Source organism: Micromonospora sp. WMMD1155 (assembly GCF_029581275.1).
Classification (GTDB): Bacteria; Actinomycetota; Actinomycetes; order Mycobacteriales; family Micromonosporaceae; genus Micromonospora.
Map to the genome: position 1 here is coordinate 1,569,264 of NZ_CP120742.1, position 18,960 is coordinate 1,588,223.

The 18,960-nt window shown below is 72.9% G+C and carries 20 protein-coding genes; 14 read left to right on the forward strand and 6 right to left on the reverse strand.

Annotated elements, in window-relative coordinates:
- Positions 1-108: 108 nt before the first annotated feature.
- Genes O7617_RS06895 through O7617_RS06910 form a run of 4 tightly spaced genes read left to right on the forward strand, consistent with a single transcriptional unit; the run spans position 109 to position 3,141 of the window.
- The gene (locus O7617_RS06895) at positions 109-1,005 is read left to right on the forward strand and encodes an ATP-binding cassette domain-containing protein (RefSeq protein WP_282264661.1); all 897 of its coding nucleotides are present in this window, start codon (positions 109-111) and stop codon (positions 1,003-1,005) included.
- Positions 1,002-1,793 carry an ABC transporter permease gene (locus O7617_RS06900; RefSeq protein WP_282262280.1) on the forward strand — a complete coding sequence of 264 codons (792 nt, stop codon included), beginning with the start codon at positions 1,002-1,004 and terminating at the stop codon, positions 1,791-1,793. Before O7617_RS06895 ends, O7617_RS06900 begins: the two co-directional genes overlap by 4 nt.
- Positions 1,794-1,795: 2 nt before the next feature.
- On the forward strand, positions 1,796-2,545 hold the full coding sequence (locus tag O7617_RS06905; RefSeq protein ID WP_282262281.1) for a hypothetical protein: 750 nt from the start codon (positions 1,796-1,798) through the stop codon (positions 2,543-2,545).
- A gap of 32 nt (positions 2,546-2,577) precedes the next feature.
- A complete protein-coding gene (locus O7617_RS06910) occupies positions 2,578-3,141 on the forward strand; it encodes a heme-binding protein (RefSeq protein WP_282262282.1) in 564 nt (187 codons plus the stop codon).
- A gap of 9 nt (positions 3,142-3,150) precedes the next feature.
- Here O7617_RS06910 and O7617_RS06915 read toward each other — a convergent pair whose 3' ends face one another.
- Positions 3,151-5,580: an FtsX-like permease family protein gene (locus O7617_RS06915; RefSeq protein ID WP_282262283.1), complete on the reverse strand. Its 2,430-nt coding sequence runs from the start codon at positions 5,578-5,580 to the stop codon at positions 3,151-3,153.
- Positions 5,574-6,323: an ABC transporter ATP-binding protein gene (locus tag O7617_RS06920; protein WP_282262285.1), complete on the reverse strand. Its 750-nt coding sequence runs from the start codon at positions 6,321-6,323 to the stop codon at positions 5,574-5,576. The genes O7617_RS06915 and O7617_RS06920 overlap by 7 nt, the downstream gene beginning before the upstream one ends.
- 169 nt (positions 6,324-6,492) lie before the next feature.
- Between O7617_RS06920 and O7617_RS06925 the strand changes: the two genes are divergently transcribed.
- Genes O7617_RS06925 through O7617_RS06935 form a run of 3 tightly spaced genes read left to right on the forward strand, consistent with a single transcriptional unit; the run spans position 6,493 to position 8,887 of the window.
- Complete coding sequence (locus tag O7617_RS06925) at positions 6,493-7,650, forward strand: sensor histidine kinase (RefSeq protein WP_282262286.1); 1,158 nt, start codon at positions 6,493-6,495, stop codon at positions 7,648-7,650.
- The gene (locus tag O7617_RS06930) at positions 7,647-8,315 is read left to right on the forward strand and encodes a response regulator transcription factor (protein WP_282262287.1); all 669 of its coding nucleotides are present in this window, start codon (positions 7,647-7,649) and stop codon (positions 8,313-8,315) included. Before O7617_RS06925 ends, O7617_RS06930 begins: the two co-directional genes overlap by 4 nt.
- 29 nt (positions 8,316-8,344) lie before the next feature.
- Positions 8,345-8,887 carry a DUF1697 domain-containing protein gene (locus O7617_RS06935; RefSeq protein WP_282262288.1) on the forward strand — a complete coding sequence of 181 codons (543 nt, stop codon included), beginning with the start codon at positions 8,345-8,347 and terminating at the stop codon, positions 8,885-8,887.
- A 43-nt stretch (positions 8,888-8,930) separates the two neighbouring features.
- Here O7617_RS06935 and O7617_RS06940 read toward each other — a convergent pair whose 3' ends face one another.
- A complete protein-coding gene (locus tag O7617_RS06940) occupies positions 8,931-9,908 on the reverse strand; it encodes an MBL fold metallo-hydrolase (RefSeq protein ID WP_282262289.1) in 978 nt (325 codons plus the stop codon).
- A gap of 153 nt (positions 9,909-10,061) precedes the next feature.
- Positions 10,062-10,976, reverse strand: a complete 915-nt coding sequence (locus O7617_RS06945) for a serine hydrolase (RefSeq protein ID WP_282262290.1) — start codon at positions 10,974-10,976, stop codon at positions 10,062-10,064.
- Between the two features lie 52 nt (positions 10,977-11,028).
- Between O7617_RS06945 and O7617_RS06950 the strand changes: the two genes are divergently transcribed.
- Positions 11,029-11,994: a LysR family transcriptional regulator gene (locus O7617_RS06950; protein ID WP_282262291.1), complete on the forward strand. Its 966-nt coding sequence runs from the start codon at positions 11,029-11,031 to the stop codon at positions 11,992-11,994.
- 97 nt (positions 11,995-12,091) lie between these two features.
- On the forward strand, positions 12,092-12,946 hold the full coding sequence (locus O7617_RS06955; RefSeq protein WP_282262292.1) for an aldo/keto reductase: 855 nt from the start codon (positions 12,092-12,094) through the stop codon (positions 12,944-12,946).
- 111 nt (positions 12,947-13,057) lie between these two features.
- On the opposite strand, the gene O7617_RS06960 is transcribed toward O7617_RS06955, so the two are convergent.
- Positions 13,058-13,897 (reverse strand): helix-turn-helix transcriptional regulator, encoded by an 840-nt coding sequence (locus tag O7617_RS06960; protein ID WP_282262294.1) that lies wholly within the window; start codon positions 13,895-13,897, stop codon positions 13,058-13,060.
- A 104-nt stretch (positions 13,898-14,001) separates the two neighbouring features.
- Here O7617_RS06960 and O7617_RS06965 point away from each other — a divergent pair, with 104 nt between their 5' ends.
- Together O7617_RS06965 and O7617_RS06970 are read left to right on the forward strand one after the other, a co-directional pair.
- Positions 14,002-14,754, forward strand: coding sequence for an SDR family oxidoreductase (locus O7617_RS06965; RefSeq protein ID WP_282262295.1), 753 nt, complete (start codon positions 14,002-14,004; stop codon positions 14,752-14,754).
- Between the two features lie 75 nt (positions 14,755-14,829).
- On the forward strand, positions 14,830-15,816 hold the full coding sequence (locus O7617_RS06970) for an aldo/keto reductase (RefSeq protein ID WP_282262297.1): 987 nt from the start codon (positions 14,830-14,832) through the stop codon (positions 15,814-15,816).
- Between the two features lie 30 nt (positions 15,817-15,846).
- On the opposite strand, the gene O7617_RS06975 is transcribed toward O7617_RS06970, so the two are convergent.
- Positions 15,847-16,356, reverse strand: a complete 510-nt coding sequence (locus O7617_RS06975; RefSeq protein ID WP_282262298.1) for a GNAT family N-acetyltransferase — start codon at positions 16,354-16,356, stop codon at positions 15,847-15,849.
- Positions 16,357-16,486: 130 nt separating this feature from the next.
- On the opposite strand from O7617_RS06975, the gene O7617_RS06980 reads away from it, so the two are divergent.
- From O7617_RS06980 to O7617_RS06990, 3 genes are read left to right on the forward strand one after another with little or no spacing between them, the layout of a single operon-like run.
- Positions 16,487-17,041 (forward strand): NAD(P)H-dependent oxidoreductase, encoded by a 555-nt coding sequence (locus O7617_RS06980; RefSeq protein WP_282262299.1) that lies wholly within the window; start codon positions 16,487-16,489, stop codon positions 17,039-17,041.
- Positions 17,042-17,066: 25 nt separating this feature from the next.
- Entirely contained in the window at positions 17,067-18,080 is a 1,014-nt protein-coding gene (locus O7617_RS06985) for an ATP-binding cassette domain-containing protein (protein ID WP_282262300.1), read from the forward strand.
- Positions 18,077-18,934: an ABC transporter permease gene (locus O7617_RS06990; RefSeq protein WP_282262301.1), complete on the forward strand. Its 858-nt coding sequence runs from the start codon at positions 18,077-18,079 to the stop codon at positions 18,932-18,934. The genes O7617_RS06985 and O7617_RS06990 overlap by 4 nt, the downstream gene beginning before the upstream one ends.
- The last annotated feature ends 26 nt before the right edge of the window (positions 18,935-18,960 follow it).

The window sequence follows — 18,960 nt, forward strand, 5'->3', positions numbered from 1 at the left end:
GGCCGACAACCAGCTACCAAAGTCGAGACCCGCCGGTCGACCAAGGTCGACGCGGCACCGACCGGTGGCCGCAGCGGATGGCCGGGCGGCCCCGGCACGCTCGGCGACATGATCGTCGTAGAGAACCTCACCAAGCGATACGGGCCACACCCGGCCGTGGACGACGTGTCGTTCCGGTGCGAGCCGGGCACCGTCACCGGTTTCCTCGGCCCGAACGGCGCCGGCAAGTCGACAACCATGCGGATGATCTGCGGGCTCACCGCACCGACGGCCGGTCGCGCCACCGTCTCCGGGCACCCGTACCGGGAGCTGCCCAACCCGGGGCGGGAGGTGGGTGTGCTGTTGGACGCCTCCGCCCAGCACGCCGGGCGCACCGGCCGCGAGGCGTTGACGCTGTCCGCGTACACCATGGGTCTGGACAAGCGCGAGGTCGCCGCGAAGCTCGACCTGGTCGGGTTGAACGCGGTGGCCGCGAAACGGCGCGTCCGGGCGTACTCGTTGGGCATGCGGCAGCGGCTCGGGCTGGCGCAGGCGATGCTCGGCGACCCCCGGGTGTTGATCCTCGACGAGCCGGCCAACGGCCTGGACCCGGAGGGGATCTTCTGGATGCGCGGCCTGCTGCGCGACTTCGCCGACCGGGGCGGCACCGTGCTGCTCTCCTCCCACCTGCTGCGGGAGGTGGAGGCGGTCGCGGACCGGCTGGTGGTGATCGGGGGCGGCCGGATCGTGGCCCAGGGCGACAAGGACGAGCTGCTGGCCGGCGGCGGCACGGTGGTCCGGGCCCGCGACGGCGCGGCGCTGCGCCGGGCGCTGGACGCCGCCAACCTGACCGCGGCCGACAGCCCCGACGGGCTGCTCGTGCAGGCCGACGCCGAGGCGGTCGGCCAGGCCGCCGCCGACGCCGGCGTCGCGCTGGCCGAGCTGCGCCCCGCCGGCGGCGGCGGCCTCGAACAGCTCTTCCTCACCCTGACCGCCGGCGAATCCACCAAGGAGGCCGTCCGATGACCACCACCGCAGCGCCCGCACCCTCCGTCGCGCCCCAGCACCGTGCCCCGGTATGCCGCCCGTCGCTGCTCCGGCTCAGCGGTGTGGAGCTGCGCAAGCTCGTCGACACCCGGGCCGGTCGTTGGCTGCTGATCACCATCGGCCTGGTCGTCGTCGCGATCGTCACCCTCCTGCTGATCTACGCCGAGGACTCCGAGCAGACCTTCTTCACCTTCTTCGTCACCTCACTGTTGCCCGTCAACGTGCTCCTGCCGGTGCTGGGCATTCTGTCGATCACCAGTGAGTGGTCCCAGCGCACCGCCCTCACCACGTACGCGCTGGTGCCCCGGCGGGAGCGGGTGGTGGCCGCGAAGCTGATCGCCGTGGTGCTGGCCGCGCTCGCCTCGCTGCTGGTCACAGTGGCCGTCGCCGGCGTCGGGACGCTGGTGGCGTCCGCCACGGGCGGCGCGGGCACCTGGCAGGTCGACGCGGCGCTGATCGTGAACGGGGCGATCGTCCAGGTCACCGGAGTACTGATGGGTGCCGCCTTCGGTCTGCTGCTGCTCAATCCACCGTTGGCCATCGTCGGCTACCTGCTGCTGCCGACCCTCTGGTCGGTGCTCGGCGAGCTGGTCCGGCCCCTGCGCGGTCCGGCCGAGTGGCTGGACACCAGCCGGACCATGGAGCCGTTGTTCACCAACCACGTCACCGGCGAGCAGTGGGGGCGACTCGCGGTGTCCCTGCTCGTGTGGATGGTCCTCCCGCTGGCCGCCGGCCTGTTCCGGACGCTGCGCCGCGAGGTGTCCTGACCATGGACACCGCCGGCTACCGACCCCGCACCGTGGTCAGCGGCGGCCCGCTGGAGCTGGCGGTCCTGTGGGGTGGCTTCCCGCTGCTCGGCGCGGGCGCCGGGTGGCTCCTCGCCGCGGCGACGGGCTGGCTCGACCGGCTGCCCTGGGTGCCGTTCGGCGACCTGATCGCGTGGTTAAACCGGCTGCCCGAGCCACAGGCCACCGCCGGCACCGTCGCGGTGGGCGTCGTCGCCGGCCTGGTCATCGCCGGGATCGGCACCGCCGAACGGCTGATCGTCACCGTCGACGGGGCGCAGGTCCAGCTGCGCCGCTCCGATGAGAACCGGACCATCGCCCGGGGCGACACCCGGGTGGTCTTCCTCGCCGACAAGCACCTGGTGCTGCTCGACGCCGACGGCGCGGAACTGGTCCGGGAGCCGACCGACCATTCGGCCCGGCAACTGGCGGCGGCGTTCCGAGAGCACGGCTGGGGCTGGGCGGACGACGACCCGCACCGGTCGGCGTACCGGCTGTGGGTGCCCGACCTGCCCGGGCTGCCGGCCGGCGCGGAGGCGCTGCTGCGGGCCCGCGCACGGGCGATCGAGCGGGACCGCCGCGACGACGCCCGGGAGTTGCGCCGGGAGTTGGGCCTGCTCGGGGTGGTGCTGCGTGACGAGGGCAAGCGGCAGTACTGGCGGCTGACCGGTCGGGCGGTGCCCGCTCGGCCGGAGCAGTCGACTTCGGCCGAGCGGGAGCCGGACGGGCGGTAGCGTCGGTTCCAGCAGACAGTGGGAGCCGCACGATGACCGAACAGCAGCCGTACCGGGTGGTGTCCCGACACCCCGGGTTCGAGCTGCGCCGGTACCCCGCCCACCTGGTGGCCGAGATGCAGGTCCAGGCCTCGTTCACCCGGGCGCCGATCGAGGCGTTCCGGCCGCTGGCCGCCTACCTCGGCGGCGCGAACCGGGCCCGACACCCGGTCGGTGCCCCCGAGCCGACGACGTCGGCGGCCGGCGGCCCGCAGAAGATCGCCATGACCGTGCCGGTGGTCCAGGTCGAGGGCGAGCGGCCGGGCGCGTACCTGATCCAGTTCGTCCTGCCGGCTGCCTGCACCGCGGCGACCGCGCCCGAGCCGGTGGACGCCCGGGTGCGGATCCGCGAGGTGGCCGCGCAACTGGCGGCGGCGATGCGTTTCTCCGGGCGGTGGACGGAGAAGACGTTCGGCCAGCGGGCCACCATGCTCGGCCGCTCGGTGACCGCGGCCGGGCTACAGCCCACCGGCGCCGTCCGCTACGCGCGCTTCGACCTGCCGTGGAAGCCGTGGTTCCTGCGCCGCAACGAGGTCGTGCTGCCGGTCGCCGAGTAGGCGGGCCGGTCATCCGACGACGCCGACCGGGGTCCGCGCGGGGCGGTGACGCAGTGACCGCCACGTCGGCAGCACGCTGGCCAGCACGGCGAGCAGCAGACACAGCCCCACCACACCGGCGATCACCGACCACGGCACCACCAGGTCGACTGACGTACCCACCTGCTCGGCCAGACCGGCGCGGATGCTGAGCAGTCCCACGAAGGCGACCGCGCCACCGAGCAGCGCGCCGATCAGCACCACCAGGGCGGCCTCGGCCGTGACCAGCCAGACGACCTGCCGCCGGGTCGCGCCGGCCAACCGGATCAACCGCAGGTCCGCGACCCGACCGGCGGCGGCCAGCAGCAACGTGTTGGCCACCGCGATGGCACCGTAGCCGGCCGACACACCGATCAGCAGCACCGTGAACAGCCAGACCAGGCGGTCCTCGGCGGCGTCCGCCTCGGCCGCCCAGGTGGCGACGTCGACGGTCCGCGCGCCGACCGGCGCGGCGATCCGGTCCCGGACGTACACCGTGGAGGTCAACGCCGACGGGTCGTGCGTCCGCACCACGGCCCGGGGCACGAGCAGGTCGCCCGGGAGTGAGTCGTCGGTGACGACGGCGACGACCCGCAACGACACCACCGTCCCGTCGGCGAAGACCACCGGGTACGGCTCGGACGGCCGCAGGTTCGCCGAGGCGGTGACCACCACCGTGTCGTCGCCGCGCAGGTCGTCCAGGGAACCGGCGACGACGGTGAGCACCCGGTTCGCGGCGGCGAAGCCCGCCGGGTCCACGCCGAGCGCGGTCAGCGGCCGGTTCTCCGGCAGTTTCCCGGGGTCGGTGCGGAAGACCGTCGTCGGCAGCAGGGCGGTGCCTCCGGTCGCGGCGACAGCCGCGTCCGACAGACCGGGCGCCCGATCCGGTACGACGATCCAGCCGGCGTTCACGTCGTCCGCCCGACCTGCCGCGTACGCGGCGCTGGTGGTCCGCACCATCCCGGACACCAGCACCGCGAAGGCGACGGTGAGCAGCACCGGCGCGGCGATCGAGGCGGTGCGCCGGGTGGCCGTCAACGCGCCGCCCCGGACCAGCATCCCGATCGCGCCACCGCGCTGTCGCACCGGGGACCGCAGCAGCCGCACCACCGGCCCGACCACCGCCGGGGCGAGCACTGTGGCACCGGCCACCAGCGCCATCACCGCGTACAGGGCGTAGGACGCCGCCACGCGGGCCTCGTCGGCGGTCGCCGTCCCGACGCCCAGGGCGATCCCCGCCGCGACGAGGAGCGCTCCGGTGGCGACCCGGGCGCGCCCGATCGGCCGCTGCTCGACCGCGGCCTCGCGCAACGCCTCCAACGGGCGGACCCGCGCCGCCCGACGCGACGCCGACCAGACCGCCGACAACGCGATCACCGGCCCGGCGGCGAGCGACAGCGCGATCGGCCAGGCGGCGTACCCGACCCGGAAGGTGGCCGGCTCGTAGCCGAAGTCCACGAGCAGCCGACCCAGCACCGGGGCGAGCGCCGCGCCGACCAGCAGACCGACCAGCCCGGCACTGACGCCGACGACGAGCGCCTCGGCGTACACCAGGCGGCGGACCTGCCGTCCGGTGGCGCCGACGGCGCGCAGGAGACCCAACTCGCGGCGGCGCTGCGCGATGGTGAACGCGAAGGTGGAGGAGACGACGAACACCGTGACGAAGCCGGCGAGGGCCGCCGTGGCGGTGAGCACCTGCATGCCGATCCACCGGGTCCGGGCGTCGGCGCGCGGCTCCAACGCGCTGCGCGCGTCGCCGGTCAGCACCCGTCCGTCGCCGCCGACGACACCGCGAGCCGACGCGGCGACCCGCTCGGGGTCGGCCCCCGGCGCGAGGACCAGCCCGATGGCCCGGACGCCGGGCGCGAGCGCGGCGGCGACCTCGTCCGCGACGTGCACGCCGGGCCCGTCGACCAGACCGGTGACGGTGTACGCCTCCGGGCCCGCCGCGGTCAGCACTGTGACCGGGGCGCCGGTACGCAGTCCGAGCGCGCTGTCGACGACCACCTCGCCGGGCCTGCCCGGCGGCTCGCCGGTGGTGAGGCGCAACCCACCCAGCCGGGCGCTGGACCACCCGTGCCCCTGGTACGCGTCCTCCCGCCGGGTGTCGACGGCGGAGGGTCGGCCGTCGACGAGCGGCTGGGCGTAGAAGGTCCGGTCCGGCACCGCCGCCACGACGCCCGGCAGAGCGGCCAGCCGCCCGACGAGTCCCGCCGCCGTACCGGCTGACCACGGCCGGGTCGGCACGAACTGGTCGGCCGCAGCGCCCGCTTCGGGGCTCTGCACGACCACTGCGGCCCGCGCCAGCCGGTCCGGCACCTGCGGGCGTCCGGAGGCGAGCAGCAGGGTGGCCGCCGCGACCAGCGCGACCCCGATGGCGACGGCCACGAACGCGCTCGTCGACCGTCGGATGGTCAGCATGAACGCCCCCCGGCCGTCTCCCGCTCGGCGATCCGCGCGGCGACGACCGCCGCGGAGATCTCGCCGTCCAACTCGTCGACGACGCGGCCGTCGGCGAGCAGGAGGACCCGATCGGCGTACGCGGCGGCGGTGGGGTCGTGGGTCACCATCACGACGGTCTGGCCGTGGTCGTCGACGAGCCCGCGCAGCAGCCGGAGCACCTGCCGGGAGGCGGTGCTGTCCAGCGCCCCGGTCGGCTCGTCGGCGAAGACCACCGCCGGACGGGTGATCAACGCTCGGGCCACGGCGACGCGCTGCTGCTCACCGCCGGACAGCTCACTCGGCCGGTGCCCGGCCCGGTCGGCCAGCCCCACGGCGTCGAGGGCGGCGGTGACGTCCCCGGCCGGTGGACGGCGTCCGGCCAGCCGCAACGGCAACTCGACGTTCTGCGCGGCGGTCAGCGTGGACACCAGGTTGAACGCCTGGAACACGAATCCGATCCGGTCGCGCCGCAGCCGGGTCACCTCGTCCTCGCCGAGTCGGTCGAGGCGGACGCCGTCGATCGTGACGGTCCCCTCGGTCGGGCTGTCCAACCCCGCCGCGCAGTGCAGCAGGGTGGACTTCCCCGACCCGGAGGGGCCCATCACCGCCGTGAACGTCCCACTCGCGAAGCCTGTCGTCACGCCGTCGAGCGCCGTCACCCGTCGGGTTCCGGTGCCGTACACCGCGCGCAGCCCCGTCACTGTCACCGTGTGTGTGGTCATGACCGCCACAGTGCCGGTCCGGGCGGGTGCCGCGCGTCGTGCCGACGCGGTCGGTTTCCGCCCCTCCCCCGGAAGGAGTCGGAGGCCCGCAACCGTCGGTACGTCGTCCCCGGGGATGACCACCCGTGGGTGGACGCGGACCGGTCGGGCGGTCGATACCGTCGGGCAGGTGACCCCTCCCCTGCTGACCCGACGACTGCGGCCGGTGGACCTGTACATCGTGGACGCCGTGCTGGCCGTGGCGGTCGGCGGGCTGCTCTGCCCGTACGCGGCACTGGAGTCACCGCTGCACGGCGGCGTACGCGAGCCGCTCTGGGTGTCCGTCCTCGTCGGGATGGCCCTCGGGCTGCCGCTGGCCGTACGCCGCCGGTGGCCGCTGACGGTGGCCGCCGTGATCAGCGCCGTCGCCACCGTCGCCCTGGTCACCGGGGTGATCCCGAACTTCGCCGCCGCCGCGCCGGCGCTCGCCATCGGCCTGTCCTTCTACACGGTCGCGGTGTCGACGGCCACCCGCCGCTCGATCCTCAGCGCGGCGGGCTGCCTCGCGCTGGTGAGCGTCGCCTTGGTGCTGACGGCGGGTGATCTCTGGTCCCGTGCCGGTGGGGTCGTCTACGCGGTCGTCATGATCGCGCCCGCCTGGGTGATCGGATGGCTGGTCCGGGAACGACGGGCCCTGGCCGCCCGGCAGAGTGACAACCTGGTCCGTCAGGCCACGGCGGAGGAACGACTGCGGGTGGCGCGCGAGCTGCACGACGTCGTCGCCCACACGCTGAGCCTCATCGTGGTCAAGGCGGCCGTCGCCAACCACGTCGCCGAGGCGGACCCCCGCGAGGCGGGCGCCGCCCTGCGGGTGATCGAGGAGACCGGCCGCAACGCCCTGGCCGACGTCCGTCGGGTGCTCGGCGTACTGCGCGAGGACACCTCGTACGCCCCGACACCCGGGCTGGACGAGCTGCCCGCGCTGGCCCGGCAGGCGGCGATCGGCGGTGTCGACGTACGGCTCGACGTACGGCGGGAGGCCCCGGGCGGCGCGGTCCCGGAATCGGTGGGCCTGGCGGTGTACCGGATCGTGCAGGAGGCGGTGACCAACGTGGTGAAGCACGCGGCCCCGGCCGCCTGCCGGGCTACGGTGATCGTCACGTCCGGCGAGGTACGGGTCGAGGTGACCGACGACGGTCGACGTCCGATCCTGACCGGCGGGGAGGGGCACGGGTTGATCGGCATGCGGGAACGGGTGGCGTTGCACGGTGGAGAGTTCCGCGCCGGGCCGCGCTCGGACGGCGGTTTCGCGGTGACGGCCAGCCTGCCGTACCGGGTGGCCGCGTGATCCGGGTCCTGATCGCCGACGACCAGGCGCTGCTGCGCGGCAGCTTCCGGCTGCTCGTCGACCTCGCCCCGGACTGCACCACGGTCGGTGAGGCGGGCACCGGCGTGGAGGCCGTCGCGTTGACCGGTCAGCACCGGCCGGACGTGGTGCTGATGGACGTGCGGATGCCGGAGATGGACGGCATCGAGGCGACCCGGCGGATCTGCGCCGACCCGGCGACCGCCGACACCCGGGTCATCATCCTGACCACGTTCGACCTGGACGAGTACGTCTACGGCGCGCTGCGCGCCGGTGCCAGCGGTTTCCTGCTCAAGGACACCCCACCGGCGGACCTGCTGACCGGCATCCGGGTGGTGGCCGCCGGTGAGGGGCTGCTCGCGCCGACGGTGACCCGCCGGTTGATCGACGAGTTCGCCCGGCGACCGGAGCCGGCCCGGCCGCTGCCCCGTCGACTGGACGGGGTGACGGATCGGGAACGGGAGGTGCTCGCGTTGATCGCCCGGGGCCTGTCCAACACGGAGTTGGCCACGCACCTCAACCTCAGCCAGGCCACGGTCAAGACCCACGTCGGGCGGCTGCTGACCAAGCTGGGGGTCCGGGACCGCGCGCAACTGGTCATCGTCGCCTACGAAACGGGCCTGGTGGGGCCGGGCGGCCTACGCTGAGCCGGTCGGCCCCACCCGAGGAGGACTGGATGACCCGTTACGTCGCCCTGCTGCGCGGGGTCAACGTCGGCGGCGCCACCCGGCTGGCGATGGCCGACCTGCGCCGGATCGTCACCGACCTCGGCCACGAGGACGTCACGACGTACCTGCAGAGCGGCAACGTCGCCTTCAACAGCACGGTGCGCGACGCGGAGAAGTTGGCCGCCGGGATCACGCGGGCGCTCACCGACGAGCTGGCGTTGCCGGTGCCGGTGCTGGTGCGCAGCGGCCGGGAGCTGGCGGCGATCGCCGGCGGCAACCCGTACGCCGACCGGGAGAACGACCCCACGAGGCTGTTGGTCGCCTTCCTGGCGACGCCGCCCGCGTCGTCCACGGTGGACACGCTGACCGTGCCCGGTGGGGAGAACGTGTCGTTCACGGTGACCGGCCGGGAGGTCTACCTGCACTACGTCGACGGCGGTTACGGCCGGTCGAAGTTCACCAACGCGTACCTGGAGAAGAGACTCGGCGTGGTGGCGACCACCCGCAACTGGAAGTCGGTGCGGGCCCTGGCCGAGCTGGCCGCCGGCTGACCCCCGGTGGGGGCCGCGGGCCGGCGACCCCCACCGGCGCTGCTCAGAAGTGGTACGCGGTCTCGTACTCGGGCACCAGCACCCGGCTGCGCGGCGAGATCCGACGGATCGCCGCGATCATCTCGTTCAACCGGGTGCGGTCGGTCTCGGCGACCGGTGGCGGGTTCTTCAGCTCCGTCTCGAAGTTGTCGTAGTGCACCGGCACCACGACCTTCGGGTAGTCCAGCCCGGCCAGCAGGCGGGGCAGGTAGTCGCCGGTCGTGGTGGCGCTCTGCATGGCCACCATCGCCACGTCGGGCGCGAGCCCGGTGAGGTTGCGCTCGGCGACGTCGCTGGCCCCGGTGAAGTAGACCGACGGGCCGCCGTCGACCCGCAGCAGGTAGCCGAGCGTGTCGCCCTCCGGCAGGTCCGCGATGGTCTCCGGCCGCGCGGGCCGGCTGACCCGCACCCCGGGGAAGGCCACCGAGTACGACGCGTTGCGGCTGTGCAGCGACCCGACCACCTCGACGGTGTGGTCGCCGAAGTCCAGCACCTCCCCACCCTTCACGGCGCTGAGCTGCGTCGACGGCAGCTCGTAGGCCAACCCCAGGTGGTACGCGGTCAGCGTGCCGAAGACCCGTGCGCCGGTGCGCTCGGCGATGTACGGCACATCCATGAAGTGGTCCCAGTGGGTGTGCGTGACCAGCACCGTCGTGGCCCGGTCGACGCGCGGATCGATCACGTCGGTGCGCACGGTCAGCGCCTTCGCCGGGTTGAACGCTCCTCTGAACAGCCCGGTGTCGATCCGGCTGAGGAACGGGTCGACGAGGACCGTGCGGTCGCCGATGTCGACGCGCCAGCCGGCCGTACCCCACCAGCGGAAGCTGACCACGCCCTTGCGGCGGGCGGTCGGGGCGGGTGCGGCGGCGGGCGACGCCGCCTGGGCCGAGGTGGTCGACCCGGCGGCGAGGCCGGCGGTGGTGACCAGGGCGGTGGTGGCGGCGGTGTCGCGCAGGAAGCGTCGGCGGTCGAGACTGGGCATGCGGTTCTACTCCCCGTGATCGGGCGGTTGGTCGACCCGAGCCAACCAGCGCGACCACGGTCCGGTCCAAGATCAAAGGACACCGGATCCGATACGCCGCCGCATATCGGGCCTGCTCAGTGGCGGTGCGCCGCCCCTCCGGCGAGCGCGAAATCAGTCGCCGCGCAACGCCTCGACAGCCGTCCGGGCGGCCTCTCCCATCGCCAGGTCCACGTCGATCCGGCGCGACGCCAACCCGTCGGCACTGGCGAAGACGGCGATCGCGTACCGGCCGCCGTCGGGGTATTCCGCGACCCCGGCCTCCAGGTGCAGCCCGGGCAGGGTGCCGGTCTTCCCGGCGACCCGCACACCGGGCGGGAAGCCGGCGGCCAACCGGGTCCAGAAGAGCTGCCGGGCCATCCAGGTACGGACCATCGCGCAGGCAGCCGGCGGACCGGCCTCGTCCCGCCAGATCATCGTGAGCAGTCGGGTGATCTCCCGGGCGGTACTGGACGTGGTGTGCTCGGGGTCGAAGACCCGCATCGCCCGGACCCGGTCCGCCGGCATCGTGGGGAAGATCCGGGCGAAGTCCGCCTCGGTACGGGCGCCCACGTCGGCGAGCATCAGCTCGACCAACTCCCGGGGACCACCCCGGATGCGGGTACGGGTCAGCCCCAGCTCGGCGGCGAGCATCGGGAGCAGGTCCGCGCCGACCCGCCGCAGCAGCAGGTCGGCGGCCGTGTTGTCGCTGACCGACATGGCGAAGTACGCGAGGTCGCGCAGGGACACCTCGGCGTCGTCGGTGCAACCGGCCAGACCCCACCCGCCGAGCCGGTCGGCGGCGGTGACCAGCACCCGTTCGGTCGGGTCGAGCTGACCGGCCTCGACCTGCCGGGCGAACTCCAGCACCAGCAGGATCTTGAAGATCGAGGCGATCACCACCTGCTCGTCGGCCCGTACCCCGACCTCCCGCACACCGTCGGTCGGACCGGTGGCGGTGAGGTCCACGGCGTCCAGGTCCACGGCGTGCAGGCTGGCGGTCACCCCGGCGGTGGCGAAGATCGCCCCGATGCGTTCGTCCACGTCCACGCCAGCACGCTATCCAGCGGCCCGACGTCGGGGCTGGCGTAGGGTCGCGGCCGTGGACCTGCTCCGGCACCTGCGGCACTTCGTGGTCGTCGCACACGAGTTGCACTTCGGGCGGGCCGCCGAGCAGCTCGGGATGGCCCAGCCGCCCCTGAGCCAGTCGATCCAGCGCCTGGAACGAGAGCTGACCGTCGAGCTGTTCGACAGGTCCCGTCGCCAGGTACGCCTCACCACAGCCGGTGAGCTGCTGCTCGGCGAGGCGGAGGAGTTGCTCGCCGGTGAGGGTCGGCTGCGCAACCTGATGGGGCAGGTCCGCGCCGGTGAGCTGGGCGTACTGCGGGCCGGGGTGCCGCCGGAGACACCCGCCGTGACGCTGCGGGCGCTACTGGACGGGCTCACCACCCGGGCACCCGGCCTGGACGTGGAGTTGCACGAGCTGACCACCGCCGAGCAGGTCCGCATGCTCGCCGAGCGCACCCTGGACGTGGGGCTCGTGCACCACCCGGTGGCGGCGGACGGGCTGCGCTTCGGCGCACCTGTCGACGTACCCCTGGGGGTGTTGCTGCCGCGCACCTCGCCGCTGGCCCGCGACCGGGAGGTGACGCTGGCGTCGCTGGCCGGTCTCGACCTGGTGGCCGCGCCCCGGGCCACCGCGCCCGGCTGGCACGACCACCTGCTGGCGGTGTGCCGAGAGCACGGTTGGCGACCGGCCCGGGTACGCCCGGCCCGCAACCCGGAGTTCCTGTTCGGCCTGGTGCTGGCCGGGGGCGGGGTGGCCGTGGAACCGGCGGCGGTGGCGCGCCGCGAGCCCCGGATCGCCTGGCGGCCGATCGTCGACGCGCCGCTGGCGAAGCGCACCTCGGCGGCCTGGCCGGACCGGTCGGCGCACCCGGCGGCATCGATGTTCGGGCAGCTCGCCGCCGAGGTGCCGGCCGACGCCGAGCCCGCGCCGCCCGCGTCGGCCGGGACGTCGGCGCCGGCCGCACGACCCTGGCCGGTGCTCTTCGACACGACCGGGTGAACCCTTCCGACGTTGCGCTCGTCACCTCGCGTTGGGCGGTGATTCGACAGGCCACCCGGGTATGGATGACAGGCAACGACGATGACGCGAAGGAGCCGTGGTGGCCAACACCATTCCCGACATCAGCCTGAACGACGGCACCACCATTCCGCAGCTCGGCTTCGGGGTGTTCCAGATCGAGCCGAAGGACACCGCCGCCGCGGTGACCACCGCCCTGGAGGCGGGCTACCGGCACATCGACACCGCCGAGATGTACGGCAACGAGGCCGAGGTCGGCGAGGCGGTACGCATGTCCGGCCTCGACCGGGGCGCGGTCTACGTGACCAGCAAGCTGAGCAACGCCTTCCACCGCCCCGACGACGCCCGCCGGGCGTTCGACTCGACGCTCGCGGCGCTGAAGATGGACTACATCGACCTGTTCCTCATCCACTGGCCGCTGCCGACCCTCTACGACGGCGACTACGTCTCGACGTGGAAGACGCTCGAGGAGTTCCAGCGCGACGGCCGGGCCCGCTCGATCGGCGTGTCGAACTTCCAGGGCCCGCACCTGGAGCGGCTCGCCGACGAGGCGAACGTCGTGCCGGCGGTGAACCAGATCGAGGCGCACCCGTACTTCACGAACGACGAGGTCCGCGCCTACGGTCGCGCGCACAACATCCTCACCGAGGCCTGGTCGCCGATCGCGCAGGGCAAGGTGCTCGACGACCCGACGGTGGTCGACCTGGCCGAGCAGCTCGGCCGGACCCCGGCGCAGGTGGTGCTGCGCTGGCACGTGCAGCGCGGCGACATCATCTTCCCGAAGTCGACCACCCCGAAGCGGATCGAGGAGAACACCAAGATCTTCGACTTCGAGCTGGACGACGCCGCGATGGAGCGGATCACCGGGCTGAACCAGGGCGAGGCCGGGCGGCAGGGCCCGAACCCGGACACCTTCGCCTACCTGCCCGACTGACCCGGGCCCGCCACCCGGCGGGTCATGCCCCAACGAGCGATATACCTCAGAGTCATAAATATGACTCTGAGGTATATCGCTCGCGGCAGTTCCGGCCTCCGACGGCGGAGTTCAGAGGTCGACGCGCTCCGCGATCCGGCGAAACGCCGCCTGGGTCGCCGAGCCGGGCTCGGGGACGTAGACGATCATCCGCTGGTCGGTCTCCTGCACGTGCAGCACCCGGCACTCGAACTCCAACGGCCCCAGCTCGGGGTGCGGCACCCGCTTCACGATGGGCCGACGTTCGGCCACGTCGTGCTCGGCCCAGAGCTGGGCGAACCGCGATGACGTGCCGAGCAGCTCGGTGACCAGCTCACGGATCGCCGGATCGGCCGGGTAGCGGCCGTAGGCGGCCCGCAGGTCCGCGACCGTGCCGCGGACGAACCGCAGTGTTTCGGCGTCGTTCCAACGGCCGCCGGTCGCCGGCTGCCGGAACGTCCAGCGAATCATGTTCCGGTCCGCGTCGGGCACTGTCGCGAGATCCCCGACGAAGTACGTGGCCAGACGGTTCCAGGCCAGCACGTGGTACGCGGCGTCGACGAGGTACGCCGGGGTCTCGGTCATCGCGTCGAGCAGGTGCCGCAGGCCCGACGGCACCTCCCGGCTCGGCCCACGGGTCGGCGGGGGGTTCTCCCCCGCGAGCCGGAACAGGTACTCGCGCTCGTCGCGGCTCAGCAGCAGCGCCCGGGCCATCGACGCGAGCACCTGCCGGGACGGATGTGGCCCCCGGCCCTGCTCCAGCCGGATGTAGTAGTCGATCGACATCCCGGCGAGTTGGGCGACCTCCTGTCGGCGTAGCCCGGGGGTACGTCGGCGCCCACCCTCGGGAAGCCCGACCTCGGCCGGACGCAGCCGGGCCCGACGGGTGCGCAGGAACGCCGCCAGTTCGGCACGGCGCAGGCTGCTCGTCATGCCGTCCAGCATGCCCCCGGCGGGCGCCCGCGAGGGTGGTACCGCCGGTCCCAGCCTCCGCCCGTCTCTCCTGGCGGGCCGCCCGCCGATACAGGCTCGACGGCATGACGAACATGATCGCCCTGGTCACCGGGGCCAACAAGGGAATCGGCCTGGCAACCGCCCGCCGGCTCGGCGGTCTGGGGATGACGGTGCTGGTCGGCGCGCGGGACGCCGACCGGGGCCGCGCAGCGGAGCGGGAGCTGCGCGACGGCGGCGCGGACGCGCGGTTCGTGCCGCTCGACGTGACCGACGCCGATTCGGTGACAGCGGTCACGAAGCTGGTGGAGGAGGAACACGGCCGACTCGACGTACTCGTCAACAACGCGGGCATCGTCCTCGCCGACGGTGCGCGGGGGCTGCCCAGCGAGACGACGGTGGCGACACTGCGTCGGCTGTACGAGACCAACGTCTTCGGAGTGGTGGCGGTGACCAACGCGCTGCTGCCGCTGCTCCGCCGGGCACCGGCGGCACGGATCGTCAACGTCTCCAGCGAGGTCGGCTCGATCACCGTGATGACCGACCCGGACGGAGCGCTGTTCGAGCTGACCTCGGTGCCGTACCCGTCGTCGAAAGCGGCGCTGAACATGCTCACCGCGATGTACGCCAAGGAGCTGCGGGACACCCCGATCAAGGTGAACGCGGCGAACCCGGGCTACTGCGCCACCGACCTGAACGGCAACAGCGGCTTCCGTACCGCCGAGCAGGGCGCCGAGGTGAGCGTGCACCTCGCGACCCTGCCGGCCGACGGGCCGAACGGGCTGCTCTGGGGCTTCCAGATGGACGCCGGCGGTGGATACGGCGTACTCCCCTGGTGAGCTTGACCTGGAGCGCGCTCCAGCCTGCAGGGTGGTCGGTGCGCCCACCGGTAGGGCGCGCGAGAGGAGATCCCCATGCGGTACCGCACGATCGGCACCGACCCGGCGACCCGACGCGAGGTCAGCGTCCTCAGCCTCGGCGCGATGCTCTTCGGCAGCGCCACCGACGAGGCCACCTCGTACGCGATCCTCGACCGGTACGTCGAGGCCGGCGGCACGTTCATCGACACGTCCGACAACTACGCGTTCTGGGTGGACGGCGGGCAGGGCGGGCAGAGCGAGGAGCTGCTGGGCCGGTGGCGGCGCAGCCGGGGCGTCGGCGCCGAGATCGTCATCGCCACGAAGCTGGGCGCCCGACCGTTGGCTCCGGGGACCAGTTACCTGGACAACGCCGAGGGCCTGTCCGCCACGGTGATCCGCGAGTCCGCGGAGCGCAGCCGGGACCGGCTCGGCGTGGAACGGCTGGACCTGCTCTACGCGCACATCGAGGACCGCACGGTGCCGCTTCAGGAGACCGTGGAGGGCTTCGCCGAACTGGTCGCCGAGGGCACTGTGGGCCTGCTCGGCGCGAGCAACCACCGGGCCTGGCGGGTGGAACGGGCCCGCGCGTTGGCCGCCGCCGCCGGCCTACCGGGGTACGAGGTGCTCCAGTACCACCGCAGCTACCTGCCCAACCGCACGGACCTGGCGAGTGACCTGGACCCGGACGGCGAGCCGGGCGGTGTCAATGGTGACCTGCTGAGCTACCTGCGGGCCGAGCCCGAGCTGACCCTGGTGGCGTACTCGCCGCTACTCAAGGGCGCCTACACCCGGCCCGACAAGCCGCTCAGCTCGGCGTACGACCTGCCGAGCGCGCCCCGGCGGCTGGAGGCGCTGCGGGACGTGGCCGGGCAGTGCGGTGCGACCGTCAACCAGGTGGTGCTCGCCTGGTTGCTCGGCGGCGAGCTGCCGTCCATTCCGCTGGTGGGCGCCTCCTCCCTGGCGCAACTGGAAGAGAGCCTGGCGGCGGTGGACCTGGAGCTGACCGCCGAGCAGCGACACCGCCTCGACACCACCTGGTGACCGTCACCGGCCGCCCCGCCGACCTCAGCTTCAGGTCGGCGGGGCGGTCAGGTCGAGCCGCCAGTCGTTGACGCGCATCATCCGCCCCGGCGGGTACTCGAAATCGGTCTCGCCGAGCAACGTGAAACCGGCCTTGCGGCAGACCGCGTTCGAGGCGGGATTGTCGACCGAGGGGTAGGCGTGGGCGTAGCGCCGGTCCCGCCGGGCGCGAGCGACGTCGACGACCGCGCGCACCGCCGCCGTGGCCAGCCCCTTCCCCCGGTACGCGGGCAGCACCGCCCAGCCCAGCTCGTACACCTGATGCTCGCGCCACTCGCGGGCCCAGTAGCCGACGCTGCCCGCCCGCGCGCCGCCCGGCAGCACCAGCGTGAACATGCAGCCCTGCTCGGTGCCGGAGAAGTGCACGTACCGGTCGTGCCGGGCGAGCACCTGCTCATCGGTCTCCGGGCCGCCGGTGTGCTTGCGGGTGTCCGGCGAGTTGAGCTGCCGCAGCAGGTCGAGGTCGTCCTCGTGCCACGGTTCGATACGTACCTGCGCCATTCCCCGTCCCCTGTCCGTCGGCACCAGTCAAGCCGACCCGTGTGACATCCCACCCCGAAACGCGCCGCTAGATCGGATCTAGCGGACGGCCGTCCGTCACCTCGCGCCCTCTCGGTGGAAGGGGGTGGCGATGACACAGTTACGGATCGCCGTGATCGTCGGCAGCACCCGGGAGGGGCGGGCCGGCGACCGGGTCGCCGGCTGGTTCGTCGACCAGGTCACGCGGCACGACGACCTGACGGTGACGGTCGTTGACCTGACCGACTACGACTTCCCGGCCAGCTACCCCGCCGAGCCGACCGCGTCCATCCGGGCGTTCGTCGACGAGGTGGGCCGGGCGGACGCGTTCGTCGTGGTCACGCCCGAGTACAACCACAGTTTTCCGGCACCCTTGAAACAAGCGATCGACTACGCGTACGACGAGTGGCAGGCGAAACCGGTCGGCTTCGTGTCGTACGGCTGCCGGTCCACCGGCCGGCACGCCGTCGACCAGTTGCGCACCGTCTTCACCGCGCTGCACGCCATGACGGTGCGCGACGTCGTCGGGATCGACCTGCTCGCCGGGGAACCGACCCCGCAGTGCACCGACGAGCTGCGCCGCGACGCCGGCGTCCTGATCGACCAGCTCCGCTGGTGGGGTCTGGCCCTGCGCGACGGCCGGGCGGCTCGGCCCTACGTCTCCTGAACACGTCCGACGAAAGGTAAGGATCATGAATAGACGCACCACCGGGCCGGCCATCGAGGCCGAGGGGTTGACCCGCTCGTTCGGGGACACCCGGGCGCTGGCCGGGATCGACCTGCAGGTGCCGGCCGGCACCGTCTACGGCCTGCTCGGGCCCAACGGGGCGGGCAAGACCACAGCTGTCCGGGTGCTCGCGACGTTGCTGCGCCCCGACGGCGGTTCGGCCCGGGTGTTCGGCCACGACGTGGTCACCGAGGCCGACAAGGTCCGCTCCCGGGTCAGCCTCACCGGCCAGTACGCCTCGGTCGACGAGGACCTGACCGGCACGGAGAACCTGGTGCTCCTCGCCCGCCTGCTCGGTCTGCGCAAGCCGGCCGCCCGGGAGCGCGCGGCGGCCCTGCTCGCCGCGTTCGGTCTGACCGAGGCGAGCGACCGCCAGGTGAAGAAGTACTCGGGTGGGATGCGGCGGCGCATCGACATCGCCGCGAGCATCCTCAACACCCCCGACCTGCTGTTCCTCGACGAGCCGACGACCGGTCTCGACCCGCGCAGCCGCAACCAGGTGTGGGAGATCGTCCGGGCGGTGGTGTCCCACGGCACGACGGTGCTGCTGACCACCCAGTACCTGGACGAGGCCGACCAACTCGCCGGACGGATCGCGGTCGTCGACCACGGCCGGGTGATCGCGGAGGGCACCCCGGGTGAGTTGAAGTCGTCGATCGGCTCCGGCACGGTCCACCTTCGACTGCGCGATCCCGGCCAGCGTCCCGAGGCGGAGCGGGTGCTCCGGGAGGCGCTCGGTGTGCCGGTGCAGCTCGCCGCCGACCCGGTGGCGTTGACCGCCCGCGTCGGCGAGGCCGGCACCGACCTCGACGCCAGCGCCCAGGCCGCCCGGGTGCTGAGCGACCTGGCCCGCGCCGGCATCGTCGTGGACAACTTCTCCCTGGGCCAGCCGAGCCTCGACGAGGTCTTCCTGGCCCTGACCGATCACCCCGCCGTGCCGGCCGACGAGCGCGACGACGAGCTGGAGGCAGCCCGATGAGCGACACCACGACCACCACCACCGAACGGGCCCCGTCCGTCTACGTCCCGTCCGCCGAGGCGCTGGCGACGGTGCTCGCGCCCAATGCCCGACCGCCCCGGCCCAGCGCGCTGAGCGCGTCGCTCACCTTCGGCTGGCGCGCCATGCTGAAGATCAAGCACGTGCCGGAGCAGCTCTTCGACGTGACCGCGTTCCCGATCATCATGGTGCTGATGTTCACGTACCTGTTCGGTGGGGCACTCGCCGGCAGCCCGCGCGAATACCTGCAGTTCTTCCTACCCGGCATCATGGTGACCAGCGTCGTCATGATCACCATGTACACCGGCATCGGCCTCAACACCGACATCGAGAAGGGCATCTTCGACCGGTTCCGGACGCTGCCCGTCTGGCGTCCGTCCGCACTGGTCGGCATGATCTTCGGCGACGTGCTGCGCTACGTCCTCGCCGCGCTGGTGATCCTGGGCCTGGGGCTGGTGCTCGGTTTCCGCCCGCAGGGCGGGGTGGTCGGCGTGGCCGCCGGGATCGGCCTGCTGGTGGTCTTCTCGTTCGCGTTCTCCTGGGTGTGGACGTTCTTCGGGCTGATCCTGCGCAGCGAGAAGTCGGTGATGGGGGTCAGCATGATGGTGCTGTTCCCGCTGACGTTCCTCAGCAACGTCTTCGTCGACCCGAGCACCATGCCCGGCTGGCTCCAGGCGTTCGTGAAGGTCAACCCGGTGACGCAGTTGGTCGCCGCGATCCGTGGGGCGATGAGCGGCGATTCGGACCCGTCGGCCACCATGTGGTTGCTGGTGTGGAGCGCCGGCTTCCTGCTCGTCTTCGGCACCCTGACCATGTACCGGTACAACCGCCGCTGACGATTGTCAGAGCGTCGGGCGCCGCC

Coding starts and splice junctions, on each gene's coding strand:
- O7617_RS06895 (WP_282264661.1), top strand. CDS start 109: ATGATCGTCGTAGAGAACCTCACCAAGCGATACGGGCCACACCCGGCC.
- O7617_RS06900 (WP_282262280.1), top strand. CDS start 1,002: ATGACCACCACCGCAGCGCCCGCACCCTCCGTCGCGCCCCAGCACCGT.
- O7617_RS06905 (WP_282262281.1), top strand. CDS start 1,796: ATGGACACCGCCGGCTACCGACCCCGCACCGTGGTCAGCGGCGGCCCG.
- O7617_RS06910 (WP_282262282.1), top strand. CDS start 2,578: ATGACCGAACAGCAGCCGTACCGGGTGGTGTCCCGACACCCCGGGTTC.
- O7617_RS06915 (WP_282262283.1), bottom strand. CDS start 5,580: ATGCTGACCATCCGACGGTCGACGAGCGCGTTCGTGGCCGTCGCCATC.
- O7617_RS06920 (WP_282262285.1), bottom strand. CDS start 6,323: ATGACCACACACACGGTGACAGTGACGGGGCTGCGCGCGGTGTACGGC.
- O7617_RS06935 (WP_282262288.1), top strand. CDS start 8,345: ATGACCCGTTACGTCGCCCTGCTGCGCGGGGTCAACGTCGGCGGCGCC.
- O7617_RS06940 (WP_282262289.1), bottom strand. CDS start 9,908: ATGCCCAGTCTCGACCGCCGACGCTTCCTGCGCGACACCGCCGCCACC.
- O7617_RS06960 (WP_282262294.1), bottom strand. CDS start 13,897: ATGACGAGCAGCCTGCGCCGTGCCGAACTGGCGGCGTTCCTGCGCACC.
- O7617_RS06965 (WP_282262295.1), top strand. CDS start 14,002: ATGACGAACATGATCGCCCTGGTCACCGGGGCCAACAAGGGAATCGGC.
- O7617_RS06970 (WP_282262297.1), top strand. CDS start 14,830: ATGCGGTACCGCACGATCGGCACCGACCCGGCGACCCGACGCGAGGTC.
- O7617_RS06975 (WP_282262298.1), bottom strand. CDS start 16,356: ATGGCGCAGGTACGTATCGAACCGTGGCACGAGGACGACCTCGACCTG.
- O7617_RS06980 (WP_282262299.1), top strand. CDS start 16,487: ATGACACAGTTACGGATCGCCGTGATCGTCGGCAGCACCCGGGAGGGG.
- O7617_RS06985 (WP_282262300.1), top strand. CDS start 17,067: ATGAATAGACGCACCACCGGGCCGGCCATCGAGGCCGAGGGGTTGACC.
- O7617_RS06990 (WP_282262301.1), top strand. CDS start 18,077: ATGAGCGACACCACGACCACCACCACCGAACGGGCCCCGTCCGTCTAC.